The sequence below is a fragment of the Diaphorobacter limosus genome (genome assembly GCF_033100095.1).
Taxonomy (GTDB): domain Bacteria; phylum Pseudomonadota; class Gammaproteobacteria; order Burkholderiales; family Burkholderiaceae_C; genus Alicycliphilus; species Alicycliphilus limosus.
The window spans coordinates 1775603-1796025 of sequence record NZ_CP136921.1 but is presented as its reverse complement, the minus strand read 5'-3'; the positions used below and the strand labels follow the sequence as shown (position 1 = coordinate 1796025).

Below are 20423 nucleotides of genomic sequence, written 5' to 3'. Positions count from 1 at the left end.
CCTGTGCATCGGGCATTTGTCGCTATGTAGCCGACATCTGCGCTCAAACGTGGTTATTGCGTCGCGCGATAGCCCGATTTTTCGACGATCGGGCGCGATGCCTCGCGCTGTGACTTGATCAGGCTGGTGACCTCCGCGCCCGGCCGGCCCGTGGTCACCATGCCGCCCTGGGCCATCTTGGCGGCAAAGGCCGATTCTTGCACGATGTGGATCATGGCCTTTTCAAGCTGGCTCACGACCGCCGCGGGCGTGCCCGTGGGCACATAGGCGGCGTACCAGCTCGATGCCTGTTCAAACCCCGGCACGCCCTGCTCCTTGAAGGTGGGCACGTTGGGCAGCAGCTTGGTGCGCTCCATGCCCGGAACGCCCAGGTACTTGATCTTTCCGGCCTTCTCCAGTTCGCTGGCCGAGGCCACCGTGTCCATGCCCACGGGCAGCACGCCGCCGATCTCATCGGTCAGCATGGGCGGGGCGCCCTTGTAGGCCACGGGCATCAGGCTCAGGCCGCGCTCCTGGTTCAGCTGCAGCACGCCGAAATGCAGCACACCGCCCATGGACACCATGCCGATGCCGGTGTCCTTGGGGTTTTTCTTCACCCACTCCAGGTATTCGCGCATCGACGAATACGGGCTGGCGGCCGAGGTGGTGGCCACCAGCGGCGTATCCGCCAGATGCGCCACCGGGATCAGATCCTTGTCCGGGTCGAACTGCAGCTTGTCGTAGGTCAGCGGGTGGGTGACGAAGGGCGGCGCCGGGCTGATGAGAATGGTGGCGCCGTCGGCCGGCGCGCGCTTGACGGTCATCAGCGCGATATGGGTGCTGGCGCCGGGCTTGTTGTCCACGATGACGGTGCGGCCCAGTTCGGTACGCAGCTTCTCGGCCATGGCGCGTGCCAGGTTGTCCAGGGCGCCGCCGGCAGGAAAGCCGATGATGATCTTGACGGGTGTATGGGCCTGGTTCTGTGCGCTGGCGCCCTGGGCGAGCAGCGCGGCACCGAAGGCGACGGCGGCAAACTTGGTGATGGATGAATGGAACATGTCTCCTGACTCCTTCGGGAACGGGTTTTTACGTGATTTTGTTGAAGGTTATGGGGTGAAACGCGGGTATTGGGGTGGCAAAGGCATCTCCTTCGAAATAACAGGTTCAGCGCAGCTGCACGGCGTGCGCCACCAGGCTCAGCCCGCTGATGACCAAGAGGCCGCAGATCAGCTTGCGCAGGCTGGCCGCGGACACGCGGCGCGCCCAGTGGTGGCCCAGCAGCACACCCAGGGCGGCCAGCACGATCAGCATCAGCCAGCGCCACCACAGCTCGGCGTGCGACAGCCGCCCGGCCGCGCCCATGGTCAGCAGCACGGCGCAGGCGCTCATGGTGATGACGATGGGCGTGTTGGCCCGCAGCGCCAGCACGTCGGGCAGGCGCCGACTCAGCCAGGCCACCACCAGCGGGCCGGCGGTGCCGAACAGCATTTCCACCAGGCCAATCGCGCCACCGGCCGCATGGCCCCAGGGCGCCGCCAGCGGCCGCGGTTGCGGCGGCGCGCTGCGCAGCGCGCGCGCCCCCACGGCCGCCACATACAGGCCCAGGGCCAGCAGTGGCCAGCGGCTGGGCAGCTGGCCCGACAGCCACAAGCCCGCCAGTGCGCCGGCCACCATGCCCGGCAGCAGGCGGCGCAGCTCGGCCAGGTTCACATGGCGCAGGTTCAGCCCACCCAGCAGCAGCGATGCCGGCACATCCAGCAGCAGCACCAGGGGCACGACCTCGGTCAGGGGCCAGCGCCAGGCCAGCAGCGGCACGATGACCAGGGCCGAGCCAAAGCCCGTGATGCCGAGCACCACATAGCCCAGCAGTACCACGGCGGCGGGGTAGAGCATTTCCTGCATGGTGGCGCACGCGGCGTGGGTCAGGCAGCGGCGGGTATCCAGCTCTCGCCATCCGCCATGGTGGCGTCGGCATCCAGCGGGTACATGGGGCGGTTCAGCTGCTTGAACGGGAACAGGCCGTAGTCCGAGCTGCATACGCCCGGCCCGCTGACCAGCACCACATGCCTGGCAAAAGGCCCGAAGCCGGCGCGGAAATGCTGGCGCGACTTGAGCAGCACATAGTGGGCCTTGGCCGGATCGACACCCGCATGGGTGAACACGCCCACGTCATACGGCTCCTGCGGGCGCTCGCAGATGAAGATGCGCACGCTGCCGACGCGCAGCACGGCGGTGCGGCCCAGGCTCTGGCGCACGCCCGTGAACATGGGGCCGGTGACGGTGTATTCGCCGTCCGTCAGGCGCTCCACCACGCCCGACAGGCGCAGCGGCCGGCCCTTCAGTTCCAGCGCCGGCATGTCGGTCTTGCCGCCCACGTCCACGGTCACCTCGGCGCCCACGCCGCGCTCGAACAGCGTGGCCACCGTGGCCGGATCCCAGAACGGGCCGGCGACCACGTCCTGCAGGCCCTGCTTCAAGACCTCTTCGAGCACGTCCATGACGTCGGTCACGCCGCCCGCGCCGCAGTTGTCGCCATGGTCGATGAGCAGCACCGGGCCGTCCTTGAGGGTCTTGGCATGGGCAATGGACTCCGGCACCGAGCCCGACTCGAAGACGAAGTCGGCGCGGCGCGACCAGGCCAGGTCGCACAGGTCGCCCAGCAGCTTCTGGCCCTGCTGCAGTCGATCACGTTCGGCGACGATGACGACAGAAAGACCAGCGCAGGGGATGTCCGACAGCGGAAAACCGCCGAAGATGGAGGCGTTGCATACCTCATCACTCTGCTCGGCCTGCATGGCGCGGTCCATGATGTCCTTCATGGGCTGGCTGGCGGGCGTCTGGCGCAGCATGTGCGTCAGCATGGGCAGGCGGCGCCACAGCAGCACCGGGTCGCTGCGGCCCTCCAGCTTGGCGCGGATGCTGCGCGCCACGCGCTCGCCGGTTTCGTAGATATCCACATGCGGATAGGTGCAGTAGCCGGCAATTACCGTCGCGTTGCGTATCAATTCGCTGCTGAAGTTGGCATGAAAGTCCAGCGACACACCTATTGGCAGGCCGGCCGGGGTGCACTCGCGCAGGCGGCGCAGCAGCTCGCCCTCGGCGTCCGGGTAGCCATCGACCACCATGGCGCCATGCAGATCCAGCAGCACCGCATCACAGCCCTGCGAGGCGCTGCGCACCACCGCGTCGCACAGGTGCTCGAAGGCCTCGCGCGTGACCACGCCGCTGGGCACGGCGCTGGCGTAGACGGCAAAGTCGACCTCGGCGCCCATCTCGCGCGCCATGTCCAGGTAGGCCGTGGCTGCGTTCTTTGTGCCCTCGCAGGCCAGGCGCGCGGCCTCGCCATAGGCCGGCCCCTCGCCCGTGCCACGGCGAAAGTCGCTGAGCACGGTGGGGATGGGCGAGAAGGTATTGGTCTCGTGGCGGATCAGGGCGATGACGAATTTCATGGCAATGCCTTTTTTACTGTTTTTCCAGGCCGGACTTCTCGACCAAGGCCCCGTAGCGCTGGGTCTCCTGCTGCAAAAAGGTCTTGGCCTGGGCGGGTTCCAGCAGCACCGGGTCGAGGTTCAGCGTGTCCAGGGTCTTGGCGAAATCGCTGTCCTTCACACCCGCCTGCAAGATGGCGTAGATCCGGCTCACCACGTCCTGCGGCGTGCCGCTGCGCATGACCACCGAGAGGTTGGACTGCACGACCAGGGTCTTTGGATCCTTTGGATCCTGCGTCGGCACCTTGGGGAATTCGTGAATGGGCGTGCCCTGCAGCACGGCCACCGGCAGCACTCGCGCACTGCGGGCGAAGGCTGCCGAGGATCCCACCACGTCCATATGCGCGTCGGTGTGGCCGCCGATCAAGTCGGTAACGGCCGGTGGCGAGCCGCGGTAGGGCACGATCGCGAAATCCAGGCCGTTTTCGCGGCGCCAGTTGTCCAGTGCCAGATGGGCGCTGCCGCCTATGGTGTTGATGCTGATGGAGACCTTGCCGGGCTTGGCGCGTATGGCCTTGACCAGGTCGTCCAGGCTCTTGTAGGGCCCCTGGGGATTGACGATCAGCCAGTGCGGGTAGCTGTTGAGCACGGTCACGGGCGTGAAGTCGCGGTCGGCGTCGTAGCGCACATCCTTGAGCAGCCAGCGGTTGATGTTCAGCGTGCCATCGCTGGCCATGAACAGCGTGTGGCCGTCCGCCGCGTCGCGCAGCACGGCCAGCGCACCGGGCACGGTGGCGCCGCCGGGAATGTTCTCCACCACCACGCTGACCTTGGGGAAGGCCTTGGCCAGCTTGTTGGCCACCATGCGCCCCATCGCATCGGCGGAGCCGCCGGCCGGGTAGGGCACGACGACCTTCATGTTGCGCTTGGGCCAGTCGGTCTGCGCCTGGGCGGCTGTCATGCCCAGCATGGGTGCGATGCAGGTCAGCAGGGCCAGGGCGGCGATGTGGCGGCGAATGCGTTGCATATTCATGTCTCCTATCGGTCTGTGGTTCGCGGTTCATTACCGTGATGCAAGCCAGTGTAGGAAGACAAGAAGCCACTGTCTAATATATATAACGTCTGTTTTTATTCGATAAGTATATGGATGAGCACCGCCTGAAATGCTTTGTCGCCGTCTACGAGCAGGGCAGCGTGTCTGCTGCCGCGACGCGATTGCACATGACCCAGCCGCCGCTGAGCATGCTGCTGCGCAAGCTGGAGGACGAACTGGGCGTGGGCCTGTTCGACCGCAGCGGGCACCGCCTGGCTCCCACGGCCACCGGCGAGCTGTTCTACCTGCGCGCCAAGGCGCTGCTGGCGCAGCTGCAGACCATGCGCCGCGAACTGCGCGAGGCCGAGCAGGGTGCGCGCGGCACGGTGCACATCGGCTGTGCCACGGCGGCCAGCCTGTTCGTCATGCCGGCGGTGATGGAGGACCTGGCTGCCTGTGGGCTGGACATCACGGTGGACGTGCAGGAGGGCGAGGCCGGCCACATGCTGCAGCGCCTGCGCGAGCGCGGCCTGGATCTGATCATCTCGCGCAGCGAGTACCGGGCGCCCGAGCTGGAGACGCACGCCATCATGGACGAGCCCCTGCATGTGGCCCTGCCCCCTGCCCACCCCCTGGCGGGCGGCGCGCGGGTGCGCCTGGCCGACCTGCGCCACGAGCGCTTTCTGCTGCACCGCTCGCCCCTGGGCACGGGCATTTCCGACATGGTGCTGCGTGCCTGCCAGCAGGCGGGCTTTGTGCCCAACGTGGTGTATTGGGGCGGCGAGACCCTGCCCATGCTCTTGATGGCGCAACGCGGCCTGGGCGTGGCGTTTGCGCCGCAGAGCTTCGGGCAACTGGCGGGCCAGGGGCTGCCGCGCCTGCTGCCGCTCGATGGCACCGAGCTGCGCACCCACTTGAACGTCGCCTGGCCACGCCAGCTTGGGCTGACGCCGGTGGCGGGCCGGGTGCGGGATCTGATCCTGGCGCGCTTTGCTGCCCGAGATCCCGATCCTGGAGCGGATTGACGCCGCAACAACCGGATCGGCCAAGGCCAAAAAAAAGCCCGCAGGCAAAACCTGCGGGCCTTGGTCGTGGTGCATGGCACCCCGCCGGTGAAGGGGGGCGCCAGCGGCCGGGGCTGCTTACATGCCCATGCCGCCCATGCCACCCATGCCGCCCATGTCGGGCATGCCGGCGGGGGCATCGTCCTTCGGAGCCTCGGCCACCATGGCCTCGGTCGTCAGCAGCAGCGAGGCCACGGAGGCGGCGTTCTGCAGCGCCGTGCGCGTCACCTTGGTGGGGTCCAGAATGCCCATCTCCAGCATGTCGCCGTAGCTGTCGTTGGCGGCGTTGAAGCCGTAGTTGCCCTTGCCGGCCAGCACGGCGTTGACCACCACCGAGGCTTCGCCGCCGGCGTTGTTGACGATCTCGCGCAGGGGGGCCTCGATGGCCTTCATGATCAGCTTCACGCCGGCGTCCTGGTCGGCGTTCTCACCCTTGACCTCGCCCACCGCTTGGCGGGCGCGCAGCAGGGCCACGCCGCCACCGGCCACGATGCCTTCTTCCACCGCAGCGCGCGTGGCGTGCAGGGCGTCTTCGACGCGGGCCTTCTTTTCCTTCATCTCGACCTCGGTGGCAGCGCCAACCTTGATCACGGCCACGCCGCCGGCCAGCTTGGCCACGCGCTCTTGCAGCTTCTCGCGGTCGTAGTCGCTGGTGGCTTCTTCGATCTGGATGCGGATCTGCTTGACGCGGGCCTGGATGTCGTCGGCATTGCCGGCGCCGTCGATGATGGTGGTGTTTTCCTTGCCCACTTCGATGGTCTTGGCCTGGCCCAGGTCGGCCAGCGTCACCTTCTCCAGGCTCAGGCCCACTTCTTCAGCGATGACCTTGCCGCCCGTCAGGATGGCGATGTCTTCGAGCATGGCCTTGCGGCGGTCGCCAAAGCCAGGCGCCTTGACGGCCACAACCTTCAGAATGCCGCGGATGGTGTTCACCACCAGCGTTGCCAGGGCTTCGCCCTCGACTTCTTCGGCAATGATGAGCAGCGGACGGCCGGCCTTGGCCACCGCTTCCAGCGTGGGCAGCAGGTCGCGGATGTTGCTGATCTTCTTGTCGAACAGCAGCACGAAGGGGTTGTCCAGCAGGGCAACTTGCTTCTCGGGGTTGTTGATGAAGTAGGGCGACAGGTAGCCGCGGTCAAACTGCATACCTTCAACCACGTCCAGCTCGTTGTTCAGGCTCTTGCCGTCTTCGACGGTGATCACGCCTTCCTTGCCGACCTTGTCCATGGCGTTGGCGATGATTTCACCGATGCTGGAGTCAGAGTTGGCCGAGATGGAGCCGACCTGGGCGATTTCCTTGCTGGTCGTGGTGGCCTTGGAGGCCTTCTTCAGCTCTTCCACCAGGGCGGCCACGGCCTTGTCGATGCCGCGCTTCAGATCCATGGGGTTCAGGCCGGCGGCCACGTACTTGCTGCCTTCGCGCACGATGGCCTGGGCCAGCACGGTGGCGGTGGTGGTGCCGTCACCGGCGTTGTCGCTGGTCTTGGAAGCCACTTCCTTGACGAGCTGGGCGCCCATGTTCTGGATCTTGTCCTTGAGCTCGATCTCCTTGGCCACGGACACGCCGTCCTTGGTCACGGTGGGGGCGCCGAAGGAGCGCTCCAGCACCACGTTGCGGCCCTTGGGGCCCAGGGTGACCTTGACCGCGTTGGCCAGGATGTTCACGCCTTCAACCATGCGGGCGCGGGCTTCGCCGCCGAAAACTACGTCTTTTGCTGCCATGTTTGGCTCCTACAAATATGAGTGAAAAATGCTGCTAGCGCTTACCCATCAAGCGCTGACAGCTATCAAAAGTAATCCAACTGTTTCTGTCTACGGCCGGGCCTTTGGCCCTTGACTTGGCTGCGCCAAGTCAGCCTGCGACGAAAGTGCTTGCCCGTTGGGCAATCACTTTTCGATGACCGCAAACAGGTCGTCTTCCTTCATGACCAGCAGCTCGTCGCCATCGACCTTCACGGTCTGGCCGCTGTACTTGCCGAACAGCACGCGGTCGCCCACCTTCACGCTCATGGCAATGCGGTCGCCGTCCTCGTCATGCTTGCCCGGGCCCACGGCTAGCACCTCGCCCTGGTCGGGCTTCTCGGCGGCGTTGTCGGGAATGACGATGCCCGAGGCAGTCTTGGTTTCGTTTTCAAGGCGCTTGACGATCACGCGATCGTTCAGAGGACGAAGGTTCATAGCATCTCCTGGAGATTCACAGACAGGTTGAAAGGCAAAGGCAGCCTGAAACCGGCTGCCCTGGGGAACAGGTGGGGTGTTGTTAGCACTCAACCCCAACGAGTGCTAATAATAAGGGCGATTGGCCCGGTTTCAAGAGGCCGGGCCCAGAAAGTGCAGGGGTTTTTGCTGCTGTGGCGCCAGGTACTTGGTTCGATGGGTTACATCGGCATGCCGATGTCAGGCTGGCGCGCCAAACAAACTCTTCAGGGCTGCACCAAGGCAGGAAATTATCGTAATTTATCCAAAATTAGATAAACTATCTTTTGAAAGATAATTTTGGATAGTCCCCATGATCGCCTTCAAACGCACCGCCCTGGCGCAAGAACTGGTGGCCGCTCTTCAAGGCAAGGCCTTGCTGGGCGATGCCCACAACGGGCTGTTTCTGGCCGCGCCGCGTCGCACCGGCAAATCCACCTTCCTTCAAGGAGACCTGAGCCCGGCTTTGCAGGCCGCTGGCGTGGTGGTGGTCTATGTGGATCTTTGGGCCGATGTGCGGCGCGACCCGGGCGGTCTGATAGCCGGTGCCATTGCCCGCGCGCTGGAACCTCACTTGGGCCTTGTGGCCCGCGCCGCAAAAAATGCAGGGCTGGACAAGGTGAAGTTGGGCGGACTGGAGGTGGACGCCAGCAAAATCGGCAAGGTGGACGGCCTGACCCTGAACGAAGCGCTGCGCCTGCTGCACGAAAGTGCCGGAAAACCCGTGGCGCTGATCATCGACGAAGCACAGCATGCGCTGATCAGCGAAGCCGGTGAGACCGCCATGACGGCGCTGAAATCGGCGCGCGACCAACTCAATCGGCCGGGGGAGGTGAACCTCATGCTCGTCATGTCGGGCTCTGACCGCGACAAGTTGCTGCGCCTGGTCAACACGGCGGCGGCGCCGTTTTATGGTTCCCAAATCCAGCGCATGCCGCCGCTAGGCCCTGACTTCATCGGCCATGTCGCCGGCTTGATCGAAGCGCAGCGCCCGTCATTGCAGCCAGTCGATCTAGCCCTGCTGCTGCAGGCCTTTGAAATCTTTGGCTACCGCCCGCAGTTTTTCATGGCAGCGCTGGGGCAGGTGCTGAGCCCCTTGGCCGACGTGGCCGGACGCTTTGAACCCGCCCTTCTGGAAGCAGCATGGCGGCAACAAGCGCAAGACGAGGCGCAGATGGCATCTGACTACCTGGGTCTTAAGCCCACCGAACAGGCGGTTCTGTGGCGCATGCTGGAACAGGGCCCGCGCTACCGCCCCTACGACGCCGAGGCACTGCACTTCTACCGAGACAAAACCGGTCGCCCGGTGAGCGTGACGCAGGCGCAAAAGGCGCTGGAGGCACTTCGCCAGCGCATGCCAGCCCTGGTGTGGAAGTCGGCGCGTGGTGAGTACGCGTTGGAAGATGCAGCCATGCATCGCTGGTTCGATCACCTGGCAGCCGCCGGCAAATGGCCTCCAAGTGCGCCACAGGGGCAACTTCCATTTGATGACGATTGAGCCAGAGGCTGAAGTGAAACTGTCTTTCGTCACCCCCACCTTTGCATCGTGATCCCGCGCAGGCGGGAATCCAGTGCTCCTCGCTGCCATTCTGGATTTCGGCCTGCGCGGGAATGACAGCGGTCGTGCAGTCGTAGCGCCCAGGTTTCGTGCGATGCAGGTAGTGCACAGCGCTATGGAAAATTGAGAGGGACGGGTCGTGCTCCAAAGCCCCACCAAACCGCCACCCATCGCAACGCAACCTGCGCAATAGCCCCACCCTAGGGCATTCCCTTACAATCCCCGCACCATGCGCGACCGCCCCAGGCGCCAGCGCAAGGCAATGACCACAGGCCAGGCACGCGCCCGTCTTCCATTGCCCCTCACCCTCCAAACCCCAAAGGAACCACCTCCATGGCTCCCATGCAGGTCACAACTGCATTCATGGGGATCAGCCTGGCAGTGCTGATCCTGTACCTGATACGCCGCGATCACCTGTACCTGATGCACGGCCTGTTCTGGGTGCTGGTAGCCGCCGCCGCCGCCGCGCTGGGCGCCTGGCCCGGCCTGATTGACCGGCTGGCACGTTGGGCAGGCATCAGTTATCCGCCAGCACTTCTGTTGTTGCTGGCCTGCATGGTGCTGCTGATCAAGGCGCTGCATGCAGACATGGTCAACACCCGTATAGAGCGAGACGTGCGCCGTCTGAACCAGCGGCTGGCCTTGTTTGAAGCTGATCTGGAGACTCTGCGCCAGACCAGCGAAACGGACTCTGCGACGTCGTGACTGCCCCCCTGGCTCCCCATCATGCTACTCCCCTGCATGGGTGCGTGGTCACAGTCGAGATACTGCGTCAATGCAATGCAGCTTCCTTTTTCACCTCCATCTCGCGCTGCAGCTTGAAAATGAGGTGTTTCACACGAAACGACGAAGAGCCGGTTGTTTGATGCACATATTTTCAATTTCACCACGTGAGGTGATGGTCAGTCTTTGGCGTAATCGAAATCTTATTGCAGTATCAGTAAGACGCGAAGTACTGGGGCGTTATCGTGGTTCAGTTTTTGGTATTTTTTGGTCATTCTTCAATCCGTTGTTGATGCTTGCGATTTATACCGTTGTTTTTAGCGTGGTGTTCCAGGCTCGGTGGGGTGCTGGGAGTAGTTCGAAAACCGAGTTTGCGATGGTGCTCTTTGCCGGATTGATAATTTTTAATCTGTTCACAGAATGCATCAATCGATCTCCAGGATTGATTATTTCAAACGTCAATCTTGTTAAAAAAGTAGTATTTCCGTTGGAGATATTACCGGCTGTAGGTGTGCTGACGGCCATGTTTCATGCTTTGATTAGTTTTGGTGTATGGTTTTTGGCTTACGGGCTGTTTTTTGGTATTCCGCATGTGACAGTATTGCTTCTGCCAATTGTTGTTTGGCCATTATTGATGTTTATCATGGGGTTGAGTTGGTGTCTGGCCTCGTTGGGTGTGTATCTTCGTGATGTGTCGCAGATCATTAGTGTGGTGACTTCGGTATTGATGTTTATGAGTCCCATTTTTTATCCGGTCAGCGCATTGCCAGAAAGTTATCGTCAATTCCTCTATCTAAATCCACTGACTCCAGTAATTGAGATGACACGTGATGTCCTCTACTGGGGAAGGGTGCCAAGTTTTGAGTTGCTGGTAATTTACTGGGTTGCAACTGCTTTTGTCGCATGGGTTGGATTTGTTTGGTTTCAGAAGACAAGGAAGGGTTTTGCCGATGTCCTCTGATGTGGCGATTTCCATTGCAAGTATTTCGAAACGCTATGAGATGTATGCGCAGCCCAAGGATCGACTGCTGCAGTTCTTTTCATTCGGTCGGCGTCAGTTTTTTCAGGAGTTCTGGGCATTGCGGGACGTGTCGTTTTCGGTAGGCAAGGGCGAAACTATCGGCATTCTGGGGCGCAATGGTAGCGGCAAGAGTACTTTGCTGCAGATCATTGCCGGCACACTGACGCCGACGGTAGGAGAGGTGCGCACGACGGGCGTGCTGGCGGCTTTGCTCGAGTTGGGATCTGGCTTTAATCCGGAATTCACCGGGCGTGAGAATGTCTACCTGAATGGCTCCATCCTGGGCTTGTCGAAAGAGGCGATGGATCGCAGTTTCGACGACATTGCTGCCTTTGCTGACATCGGGCAGCACCTGGATCAGCCGGTGAGAACATATTCGAGTGGGATGGCAGTGCGGCTCGCGTTTGCGGTGCAGGCCTGTGTTAAACCCGATATTTTGATCGTGGATGAGGCGCTGTCGGTGGGCGACGAAAAGTTCCAACGCAAATGTTTCGACTACATCGAGGGGTTGCGGGAAAACGGCTGTTCCGTCTTGCTGGTGACCCATTCAACGGCCACGGTGGAGAAGTTCTGCCAACGCGGCGTGCTGCTGCACCAGGGGCGGATGCATGGTGTAGGGCCGGCCAAGGAGATCGTCGACCAGTACCATGCGCTCCTGTACTCGGACGAGCGTTCCTATCTGCGCTATCTTAACCAGACGGCTCGCCAGAGCGGGGAAACCACGGTGCCCGTGCCCGGTGTGGCGGATGCTGGCCAAGCCGGTGGGCATGACGAGCCGTCGGGGCAGGGACAGCTTCGTGCTGTCATCAAGGGATGGGAAGTCTGCAATGCAGACGGTGAAACGAGCGAGGTCTTCCACAGCGGTGGCAAGGCCACGATCCGGTTCGATGTAGATGTTCTGCAGCCGGTTAAGGAGATGCAGGCCGGCATCCTGATCCGCACGATTGAAGGCGTGAGCGTCTTCGGCACCAGCACGCTCTACCATGGTTTGAACCACCAGGATGCGCAGCCGCGCACCACAGTGCGTTTCGAGTTCGCGCTGGAATTGCGTCTGTGCCAGGGAGCGTATTTCGTGACGCTGTCCATCGCAGAGGCGATCTCACATGGAGACATGAGCTATCTGGATCGCAAGACCGATGTCATCCTCTTGAAGATCAACCAGATGCGCCTGACCGGCAGCGGGATTGCAATGCTGGATGTCTGCGTCTCGGCGCAACTGGTGGAGCAGGCGCAATGAAGCGTGTGCTGGTGGTGGTGGAGCAGTTCACGGTGGGTGGTCTGGAGACGCATATTCGCGGCGAGTTGGTGCAGTTGCACGGCCACGGCTGCGAAGTGCACTTACTGGCGGGCACTCCATTCCAGCGCACGCTGCTCCCGGATTGCGTGTCGTCGGTGACGGGCGGGGTTGCCATGGGTGTGGACTGCTCTGCCGCAGCGATGGTTGAGATGGTCGACCGCATACGTGAGGTTATCCGGTCGCGGCGGATCGATTTGATCCATGCTCACCCCTTTGTGTCTCTGGTGCCTGCCATGGTGGCGGCGCAGGCTGAAAGGATTTCATTGGTGGTCTCGCTGCACGGTCCGGCTTCGCTGGGTGGATATGCGGGGCCAGTTTATGACTTCATGATCAAGGCTATCGTGCTGCCCCAGGCCTCGCTGGTCGCCGCGGTATCCGGCGAGGTGGCTGAAATAGCGCGACCCTATGTGGCCGATGCGTCGCTGATAGTCGTTCCCAATGGCGTCGAGTTTCCAACGCAGGTATCGGGTTCAGTAGAGGATGAGGCGCGCGAGCCGCGCTGGCTGGTGGTGGGGCGCCTTGATGCGGCCAAGATCGGTGGAATGCTGGATTTTGTGAGAAAGGCTCGGAGTGCCGGGATGGCCGGGGTGCGGATCGCGGGCGATGGCGATGCCAGAGCGGCCCTGCAGCAGATGCTCTCCGACGAGGGGTTGATTAATGGTGTCGAGTTTCTCGGCGCACGTTCCGACATCCCGCAGCTGATGCGTGGCAGCGCTGGCGTAGCGGGCATGGGGCGGGTGGTGCTGGAGGGGCTAGCCGCACAAAGGCCGGTGGTACTGGTGGGCTACGATGGCGTCAAGGGTGTCATGGACGCCGGGCTGCTGCAGTTGGCACGGCATACCAATTTTTCCGGCAGGAACCTGGACACTGTAGATGCGGATCGCCTAGGCGCTCAACTCGCTGCATTGGGCGAAATGGGTCTGGCTGCTGTGGTTGAAGCTGCGGCTGAGGGTTTCGGTGAGGCAAGTATCTGGGGGCAATTTCTCGACCAGACCGGGGTGCTGCAGCCGCCGCAGCCAGGGATCTTGCTGGAGCTCTACCAATCTTTGCAGCGGGATCCGCTGCCGGAAAGCTCCTTATTTTTCCATTCCGAGGCCATCGTGACCCGGATGGAGGCGTTGGCATGCAGCAGCCGGTATTTTTCGGCCAGGATGCATGCGGCTCTGCAGGTTTGCCGCCAGACGCTGGCGGCCCAGGGCGAGATTACGATGTTGCGCCGAAGCCTAGACGCAGCTCATCAAACCATTGATGCGCGTGATGTGATGATTGCGGAGTTCCTTAAGTCCGCCTCGTGGCGGGTAACCCACCCGCTGCGGGCTGCGGCGCGAGCATTGCGAGCGCTTGCAGATCCTGCGGCGCGCTATGGCTACGCGCTGCTGAGGTCTGTGTACTGGCGTCTACCAGAGTCCTGGCGGTATTGGTTGCATGTACAGCGCACACGATATGTGGCTCTCCATTGGGGTGTAGGCAGGGAGGTTGTGGAGCCGCTGGCCTTGCCCGCGTGGGTGGCAAAGGTTCGATCCGTCGACAAGGTGGTTGTGATCACCTGCGGCTTCGAATTCGACGAACTGGTCAACCAGCGGCCTATCAATGCAGCAAAGTATTTTGCAAACCAGGGGTATTTTGTCCTGTTCGTCGCCTGGCAGTGGGGGCGCAAGGACGAACTAAACAAAGGTTGCAGCCCTGTGTGGCCCGGGGTGCACCAAGTGCCTTTGTTCGAGTTTGTTGACATGCATGGCCTGCTGCCGCCGAAGCAGGCGAATGCTCTGTATCTACTGACTATGCCTGCCAGGGTGCTGGTGGATTGCGTTTCCGGCCTACGCGGCAAGGGCTATACGATCACATATGACGTGATGGATGAGTGGCAGGAGTTCTTCAAGTCCGGCCAAGCACCCTGGTACGACCGGCAGGTGGAGGAGCAGTTAGTTTTGCAAAGCGATGTGGTGTGTTGTGTGGCGCCAGCATTGATCGAGAAGTTTTCCGGTATTCGCAATGACATCCTGCTGATCGGCAATGGCTATTCGGAGGACGTGATTGGGCGAAACCATCGTGGAATTGTCCAGACCTCTGGGACGGCGCAGTCTGTGGTGGGTTATTTCGGGCACCTGACCGATGCGTGGTTCGACTGGAAACTGGTTTTCGACCTCGCGGTGCGGCATGGCGACGTGCGGTTCGAGATCATTGGCTACGGTGAGCCACAGTGGGTGCGGGATAGGGCTCGCAGTTTGGATAATCTGGTGCTCGTCGGGAAAGTGCATCCGTCCGAGTTGAATACGTATGTTCGACATTGGAGCGCGAGCATCATCCCCTTTGTAGAGGGGCAACTGTCGCGGGCGGTGGATCCGATCAAGATCTACGAGTACATATATTTTGGATTGCCTGTGTTCGTGACGGGTATCCAGCACCTGCAGTCCTATCCAGGCGTCGTGTGGGCTGCACGGGCGAATGCACAAACCTTGTTTGCATCTTTCCTCGCCCAGAAGCCGGTTGATCCCGGGAAGGTCGAGTCATTTCTGGCTGCGACCACGTGGGACGCGCGCTTTAATGGTTTGGTGCACCATCTACGACAGCACAAGAATATAGGTGATCTGTATGGTCTCTAGAGTGTGCTTCGTCTATCCGTGGGCGACACTTGGCGGTGTGGAGCGCGTGTTTTTAAATCGTCTGCTTGCATTCCACCAAGCTGCGCCGCACTTGCACGCGGATCTACTGTTTTTGCGCGACTCCGGCGGAGCCGAACCTCTGCGCTCAGCACTAATGCGTCAGGGCATTGACGCGCGGGTGTTAGTGTCGCCGGATTTCTCCGAGGATGCAGTATACGACTTAGTGTTCTGCGTAGATTGCCCGCAGGTGTTTGCCATGTGCGAGCTGCGTGGGTTCCGGTATGTGGCGGAATGCCATACATCGTATCTAGAAAATCGAAAATACTTGCGCCAGTTGCCTGCTGCTTGCGAGCGGATCGTCGTTCCCTCGACGCTGTTTGGAGAGCGTTTGCGTGCGGAACTGTCAGAACGTGCTGCGCGAAACATTGTGACGCTTCGGAATTTCATCCCCTGGGATATGGAGCGGGTGCGCGAGGATTTCCGGAGGCCGGGATGGGTGCGCACGCCTCTGCTCTTTTTTGGACGTATGGACAGGCACAAAAATCCATTGATGTTGCTTGATGCGCTGGCGTTGCTGGAGCGGCGAGGTGATCACCGATTCTTTGCACTTCTATGTGGTCCGCAGTCGCCAGAAATCGATATGCAAAAGGCCATAGACAGGCGGGATCTGCAGGCGCAGGTAATAGTGGTGCCGCCGGTGCCATTTTCTGCTACGGACGAGTGGTTGAGGCTGGTGCGGGACAGCGGTGGTATCTATGTTTCCCCGTCCCGGGGGGAGTCGTTCGGGTTGGCCGCTGCAGAAGCGATCTGTGTGGGAATGCCAGTGCTCTTGTCGGATATCGCGGAGCATCGCTTTCTTGTGGATGGTTTTGGTGACGACTTTGTGTTCACGCTTGATAGTGTCTCTGCGCTGGCGGAAAAAATTGTGCGAATCAAGGACGGTTACCAAGAATTTTCTGCGCATATGGAGCGAGCACGTGATCGTTTTTCGTCCAGCGCGTTTATGGAAGATTGGCGAACTATGTTGGATGGCTTGAAAAAATGAGCGATCGAAGGTTTCTTGTATTCATTTTTCGGGATAAAGGCAGTAGCTAGTGCGTGTTTTGTTGTTGGCCTACGAGTGGCCTCCTCTAACCGCCGCACAGGCATTACGTTGGTATTACCTAGCCAACGGCTTGGCTCAGCGTGGGATGTCAGTGCATGTGCTGTGCCTTGATATCACCTCGTTGCCACCATATGCTGCCCCTAGCCATCCTGGCATCACTGAGCATAGAGTATGGCCGGGGCCTTTTATTGGGCTGGCGCAAAAGCTGGCAGGGGCGCCGCGTCCGGCCGACAGCGCTGCGCAGATGATTACCCCGAGGGTGTCGCCATCGTGGTTGACGCGTGCGTATAAAGGAGCTCGACATTTTTTGGATCGAATGCTTTACCCTGATGTGCGCACCGAGTGGTATCCGTTTGCCCGGCGCAGGCTTGCACAGTTGCTGCGCCAGCATTCCTTTGATGTGGTGATTAGTTCCCACGAGCCTGGGGTAGATTTGTTGCTGGGTTTGTGGGTGCAAAAACATACGAATTTACCCTGGGTGGTGGATTTGGCTGACCCGCTGTGCGCGCCTTATGCACCACGCTGGCGGCGGTGGCTGGATGCGTGGTTTGAGGGGCTGATACTGCGTCGCGCCGATAAGGTGATTTTGACTACGGGTGTGCTGCGTGATGTTTTGATGCAGCGGCATGCGAGGTTATCGGTTGAAAAATTTGCCACTATTGCGCAGGGCGCGCCTGATGAAGTTGCTACGGTGACTGGGCAGAATTGGGCGTGGCCTGGAAAGCTGCATATTGTTTTTACTGGTAATTTTTACGAGGCATTCCGTAATCCGGCAGAATTTGCGAAGGCGCTTCTATTGTTGGATAGTCAATATATTGTATTGACAATTGCAGGGGATAATCTACGATTCGCTGGTTTGTTTGAAGGTATCAAGAATGTTAGATTCCTTGGGCGTGTTGATCATTTTGAATGTTTGGCGCTGCAAGGAATGGCGGATGTGTTGCTGAATATTGGCAACAGCCAGAGTTATCAATTGCCGGGTAAGATTTATGAATATTTGGTAACGGGTAAAGCTATTTTACACTTGCGTGGCTCAGCACTAGATCCTACCGAGGATATTTTGAAAGATGTAGAGTCATCATATGTCGTGGACAATGAGCGTAAACCAATTTCTGCAGCTTTGAGAAATATCATTGAATGCTGGCAGCAGGGGCGGTTGGGCATGAGTGATGGCAGTATTGAAGATTTGAAGGCTTTGCATGGCTGGTCTGCCCGTGCAGAGGCGTTGCAGCGTCTGTTAGCAGGCCTGGTAAAGCATTGATAAGTCTGATCGCAGTTGGCGATATGCTGAAGGTACCAACGCATGGGTAATTCGCCATCAGAGCAATATGGCAGCGACAAAGCAGAAGCCAAACATTTTTTGTTGTATGACTTCATGCAGGTCGCGGGCGGGGCGGAGCGTGTCACGCTGACTCTGGCTCAAGCACTGCCTAACTTTCAGACCGTGGTAAGCCGCTGCTATGCGCAGGCCCAGCCTCTTCTTGATGGTTCGCCGGTCAGCGTGCGTGAGTTGCGCGGCGGCTGGTCTACGTACCTGCCGCGCATTCTTGAGAGCATGTGGTGCTTTCGATTCCGGTCGCAGTGCCTGCATGATGCACAGCAGGTGGTGTACAGCGGTTTCTATGCACCTTTGGCCGTTTACCAGCAGCGTGGAGGGCAGCGGATTTACTACTGCCACACCATTCCCCGCTATGCCTACGATCTTTACGAGAGCACGCTGGCCCAGTTTCCGCTGCCGCTGCGGCCGCTGTATGCGTTGTTTGTGCATTGGTTTCGCAAGCGTTACGAGTCGGCTATCGGGCGGATGGATCGCATCTTGGTGAACTCGGAAAATGTGCGCCAGCGCCTTAAGCGCTACACCGGGCTGGATGCTGAAGTGGTGTATCCGCCTGTGGCAACGCAGCATTTTGAACAACTGGGCGATGGCGGCTACTACCTGTCAACAGCCCGCCTGGTTGCCAACAAACGGGTCGATGTGATTATTCAAGCCTTTGCGCACATGCCTCGGCACAGGTTGGTGGTGTTGTCTGGTGGCCCTGAATTGGAGCGACTGCAGGCATTGGCTGCAGGGGCGAGCCATATTGAATTCACCGGATGGCAAACAGATGAGCAATTACGGCGCTGGGTTGGCCGCGCGCGTGCTGTGATTTATGTGCCGGTGGATGAGGATTTCGGCATGTCCCCGGTGGAGGCCATGGCGGCTGGCAAGCCGGTGATTGGTGTGGCGCAGGGTGGGTTGCTGGAAACCGTTGTCGATGGGGTGACTGGCTTTCTGGTGCAGGATCCGCCCACTGCTGAGGCTGTAATGAATGCAGTCGCGAAAACAGAGGCGACAAGGGGCGATGCGATGTCTGCCGCCTGCATAGCCCAAGCCTTGCAGTTCACACAGGAGCGGTTTGTGGAGCGCATGCGCTCAATCCTGTTCGAGGCCGGAGAGTGATGTGTTTTCCTCCTGTTTTGATAGCTAATGATGCCTTCTAGTTATGAGGTTTAGCCATTTTTTGCTGATTATTTTGGGGCGAGAAAACCCCGGTGACTGGCTTTGAGGTTGCACTGCTGCAACCCGGCCCTACACAACGGCAAGCGTTTGCGTTTCAAACCCCACGATATTCCGCGTGTCTTTGCTGAACTCCACGCCGATCAGGTGTACCGGCCCGCTGGTGCGGTATTTGTCGGCGTAGCCTTTGTCCAGTAGCTGCTGCAGTGCGCGGCCCTCTGGGGTCAGTTCGACCACCTTGAACTCGAACAGCCAGGTCTGCCCCAGCCAGCGCACGGCCATGTCGATGCGGCCGTGGTTGGTGGCGTCTTCCAGCATGGTGTCCAGCCCCAAGGCGGCAAAGTGGCTGTAGAAGACGCTGGCCCAGTAGCCTTCGTATTGGGCGATGGGGTTATTTCTGTACCAGTCGTGCGGAATGCTGGCAAAGAAGGCGTGCATGACGTCTTTCAGGCCTGCCAGGTCGTTGGCCTGAAGCAGGTCATACAGCCGGCTGATATTGCGCGCGGGCACCATGGGGTCGCCGCCGCACAGCGCGCCCAGCAGGCTGTTGTTCAGGCTGGCCTTGACTTCCTGGTTGGGGTAGCGCAGGCGCAATTCCAGGTGCCCGGGAAAGTAGCGCGTGTCGGCAATGGTGAGGTAGCCGGCCTGGAACATCAGCGCTTCGGTGGGGATGGTGTCCACGTCGAAGGTGGACAGCAGCGTCTCGGGCGCGATGATGGTTTCCAGCGCGGGCGTGAACTGGCGGCGCTCGGTCAGCAGCTTGACGAGGAAGGTGGGGGTGCCGGTCTCGAACCACCAGGGGCGGAACATGCGGTTGCGAAACAGCAGCAGCAGGTCAAACGGGTTGTAGACGGAGGTGCCCAGCCAGTTGTAGCCGTTGTACCAGCGGCGGATTTCTTCCCGGTCCAGTCCGGGCAGCTCGGGGGCGAAGACGGTATCGACGTCCGCATCGGTGTAGCCGCAGATGCTGCTGTAGGCGGGCACGAGGGTGATGTCTTCGAGGTTGTTCAGGCCCGAGAACAGGCTGACCTTGCTGAACTTGGACACCCCGGTCAAGAAGGCAAAGCGCACATGGGCGTCGCTGTCCTTGATGATGGAATAGAAGTCCTTCAGCACCTCGCGGATTTGCAGCGCCGTGTCGCGCTCTTCGATGCGGTCGAGGATGGGTTTGTCGTATTCGTCGATGAGCACGACCACGCGCTGGCCGGTGGCTTCGGCCAGGCGCAGGATCAGGCGCTTGAAGCGGCTGCGCGCATCGGGGTATTCGGCGGGTAGTTGGTGGCGCGCCTCCAGCGTGCCCAGCTGCTCGTCCAGGCTGGCGCGCAGGTCTTGTACGTTGCCCAGCACGCCACCGCCAAAGCTGAAGCGCAGCACGGGGTATTGCACGGACCAGTCCCAGTGCTGCTCGGCGTGCAAGCCTTTGAACAGGGCGGCGTTGCCCTCGAACAGCTCTTTGAGGGTGTCGAGGAACAGGCTTTTGCCGAAGCGGCGCGGGCGTGACAGGAAGAAGTATTTGCCCTGGTCGATGAGTTGCAGCGCCAGCGGGGTCTTGTCCACGTAGTAGTGGCCTTCTTCGCGGATCTCGCGCAAGGTCTGGATGCCGATGGGGAGCTTCTTGCGGGTCATGGCGGGCATTGTAGGAGCGGGGTATTGGCCGATGCAGTGGCGCGCATTTCGGGCTCCCACCCCTTTCGGGCTTGTGTAATGACACACGGTCCAAGGCTGGGTGCGGTTTTGCTCCCTCCCCCAATGGGGCTACCGTATGCACAGATCTTTTGAGAGCGGGATACGCAGTATGGGCAGGGCTTGGGGCTGTTTTTCCCTCCCCTCCCGGGGGAGGGCTGGGGTGGGGGCCAGCGACGCTCGCGCCCCGGTGCTGGCGAGATGCCGACGCTGCTGGCCCCCATTCCCACCTTCCC

16 protein-coding genes are annotated in these 20423 nt (G+C 60.8%); 9 read left to right on the top strand and 7 right to left on the bottom strand.

All coding sequences use genetic code 11. The features are described 5' to 3' along the window. Positions 1-53 precede the first annotated feature (53 nt). The 4 genes from P4826_RS08640 to P4826_RS08625 form a co-directional block, all read right to left on the bottom strand. A complete protein-coding gene (locus tag P4826_RS08640) occupies positions 54-1037 on the bottom strand; it encodes a tripartite tricarboxylate transporter substrate-binding protein (RefSeq protein WP_317703435.1) in 984 nt (327 codons plus the stop codon). Positions 1038-1143: 106 nt separating this feature from the next. Next, a complete protein-coding gene (locus P4826_RS08635; protein WP_317703434.1) occupies positions 1144-1881 on the bottom strand; it encodes a sulfite exporter TauE/SafE family protein in 738 nt (245 codons plus the stop codon). A 20-nt stretch (positions 1882-1901) separates the two neighbouring features. Next, on the bottom strand, positions 1902-3428 hold the full coding sequence (locus tag P4826_RS08630) for a M81 family metallopeptidase (RefSeq protein WP_317703433.1): 1527 nt from the start codon (positions 3426-3428) through the stop codon (positions 1902-1904). A 13-nt stretch (positions 3429-3441) separates the two neighbouring features. Continuing rightward, a complete protein-coding gene (locus tag P4826_RS08625; RefSeq protein ID WP_317703432.1) occupies positions 3442-4440 on the bottom strand; it encodes a Bug family tripartite tricarboxylate transporter substrate binding protein in 999 nt (332 codons plus the stop codon). 110 nt (positions 4441-4550) lie between these two features. Here P4826_RS08625 and P4826_RS08620 point away from each other — a divergent pair, with 110 nt between their 5' ends. Continuing rightward, entirely contained in the window at positions 4551-5465 is a 915-nt protein-coding gene (locus tag P4826_RS08620) for a LysR family transcriptional regulator (RefSeq protein WP_317703431.1), read from the top strand. 117 nt (positions 5466-5582) lie between these two features. Here P4826_RS08620 and groL read toward each other — a convergent pair whose 3' ends face one another. Next, positions 5583-7226 (bottom strand): chaperonin GroEL, encoded by a 1644-nt coding sequence (groL, locus tag P4826_RS08615; RefSeq protein ID WP_317703430.1) that lies wholly within the window; start codon positions 7224-7226, stop codon positions 5583-5585. A 165-nt stretch (positions 7227-7391) separates the two neighbouring features. Further along, positions 7392-7682, bottom strand: coding sequence for a co-chaperone GroES (gene groES, locus P4826_RS08610; RefSeq protein ID WP_317703429.1), 291 nt, complete (start codon positions 7680-7682; stop codon positions 7392-7394). A 331-nt stretch (positions 7683-8013) separates the two neighbouring features. On the opposite strand from groES, the gene P4826_RS08605 reads away from it, so the two are divergent. The 8 genes from P4826_RS08605 to P4826_RS08570 all read left to right on the top strand — a co-directional run bounded on the left by P4826_RS08605 (position 8014) and on the right by P4826_RS08570 (position 18447). Then, positions 8014-9198 carry an ATP-binding protein gene (locus tag P4826_RS08605; protein ID WP_317703428.1) on the top strand — a complete coding sequence of 395 codons (1185 nt, stop codon included), beginning with the start codon at positions 8014-8016 and terminating at the stop codon, positions 9196-9198. Positions 9199-9591: 393 nt separating this feature from the next. Continuing rightward, the gene (locus P4826_RS08600; protein WP_317703427.1) at positions 9592-9963 is read left to right on the top strand and encodes a DUF2304 domain-containing protein; all 372 of its coding nucleotides are present in this window, start codon (positions 9592-9594) and stop codon (positions 9961-9963) included. Between the two features lie 160 nt (positions 9964-10123). After that, a complete protein-coding gene (locus tag P4826_RS08595) occupies positions 10124-10942 on the top strand; it encodes an ABC transporter permease (RefSeq protein WP_317703742.1) in 819 nt (272 codons plus the stop codon). Next, the gene (locus P4826_RS08590) at positions 10932-12239 is read left to right on the top strand and encodes an ABC transporter ATP-binding protein (RefSeq protein WP_317703426.1); all 1308 of its coding nucleotides are present in this window, start codon (positions 10932-10934) and stop codon (positions 12237-12239) included. Before P4826_RS08595 ends, P4826_RS08590 begins: the two co-directional genes overlap by 11 nt. Further along, entirely contained in the window at positions 12236-14902 is a 2667-nt protein-coding gene (locus tag P4826_RS08585) for a glycosyltransferase family 4 protein (protein ID WP_317703425.1), read from the top strand. The genes P4826_RS08590 and P4826_RS08585 overlap by 4 nt, the downstream gene beginning before the upstream one ends. A 154-nt stretch (positions 14903-15056) precedes the next feature. Continuing rightward, positions 15057-15947 carry a glycosyltransferase family 4 protein gene (locus P4826_RS08580; RefSeq protein WP_317703424.1) on the top strand — a complete coding sequence of 297 codons (891 nt, stop codon included), beginning with the start codon at positions 15057-15059 and terminating at the stop codon, positions 15945-15947. 49 nt (positions 15948-15996) lie between these two features. Further along, positions 15997-17268 (top strand): glycosyltransferase, encoded by a 1272-nt coding sequence (locus tag P4826_RS08575; RefSeq protein ID WP_317703423.1) that lies wholly within the window; start codon positions 15997-15999, stop codon positions 17266-17268. Between the two features lie 42 nt (positions 17269-17310). After that, positions 17311-18447 (top strand): glycosyltransferase, encoded by a 1137-nt coding sequence (locus P4826_RS08570; RefSeq protein ID WP_317703422.1) that lies wholly within the window; start codon positions 17311-17313, stop codon positions 18445-18447. 129 nt (positions 18448-18576) lie between these two features. On the opposite strand, the gene P4826_RS08565 is transcribed toward P4826_RS08570, so the two are convergent. Beyond that, positions 18577-20130: an ATP-binding protein gene (locus P4826_RS08565; protein WP_317703421.1), complete on the bottom strand. Its 1554-nt coding sequence runs from the start codon at positions 20128-20130 to the stop codon at positions 18577-18579. Positions 20131-20423 lie beyond the last annotated feature (293 nt).

Coding starts and splice junctions, on each gene's coding strand:
- groES (WP_317703429.1), bottom strand. CDS start 7,682: ATGAACCTTCGTCCTCTGAACGATCGCGTGATCGTCAAGCGCCTTGAA.
- P4826_RS08570 (WP_317703422.1), top strand. CDS start 17,311: ATGGGTAATTCGCCATCAGAGCAATATGGCAGCGACAAAGCAGAAGCC.
- P4826_RS08565 (WP_317703421.1), bottom strand. CDS start 20,130: ATGACCCGCAAGAAGCTCCCCATCGGCATCCAGACCTTGCGCGAGATC.
- P4826_RS08590 (WP_317703426.1), top strand. CDS start 10,932: ATGTCCTCTGATGTGGCGATTTCCATTGCAAGTATTTCGAAACGCTAT.
- P4826_RS08580 (WP_317703424.1), top strand. CDS start 15,057: ATGCGTCAGGGCATTGACGCGCGGGTGTTAGTGTCGCCGGATTTCTCC.
- P4826_RS08620 (WP_317703431.1), top strand. CDS start 4,551: ATGGATGAGCACCGCCTGAAATGCTTTGTCGCCGTCTACGAGCAGGGC.
- groL (WP_317703430.1), bottom strand. CDS start 7,226: ATGGCAGCAAAAGACGTAGTTTTCGGCGGCGAAGCCCGCGCCCGCATG.
- P4826_RS08585 (WP_317703425.1), top strand. CDS start 12,236: ATGAAGCGTGTGCTGGTGGTGGTGGAGCAGTTCACGGTGGGTGGTCTG.
- P4826_RS08605 (WP_317703428.1), top strand. CDS start 8,014: ATGATCGCCTTCAAACGCACCGCCCTGGCGCAAGAACTGGTGGCCGCT.
- P4826_RS08640 (WP_317703435.1), bottom strand. CDS start 1,037: ATGTTCCATTCATCCATCACCAAGTTTGCCGCCGTCGCCTTCGGTGCC.
- P4826_RS08595 (WP_317703742.1), top strand. CDS start 10,124: ATGCACATATTTTCAATTTCACCACGTGAGGTGATGGTCAGTCTTTGG.
- P4826_RS08625 (WP_317703432.1), bottom strand. CDS start 4,440: ATGAATATGCAACGCATTCGCCGCCACATCGCCGCCCTGGCCCTGCTG.
- P4826_RS08630 (WP_317703433.1), bottom strand. CDS start 3,428: ATGAAATTCGTCATCGCCCTGATCCGCCACGAGACCAATACCTTCTCG.
- P4826_RS08600 (WP_317703427.1), top strand. CDS start 9,592: ATGGCTCCCATGCAGGTCACAACTGCATTCATGGGGATCAGCCTGGCA.
- P4826_RS08635 (WP_317703434.1), bottom strand. CDS start 1,881: ATGCAGGAAATGCTCTACCCCGCCGCCGTGGTACTGCTGGGCTATGTG.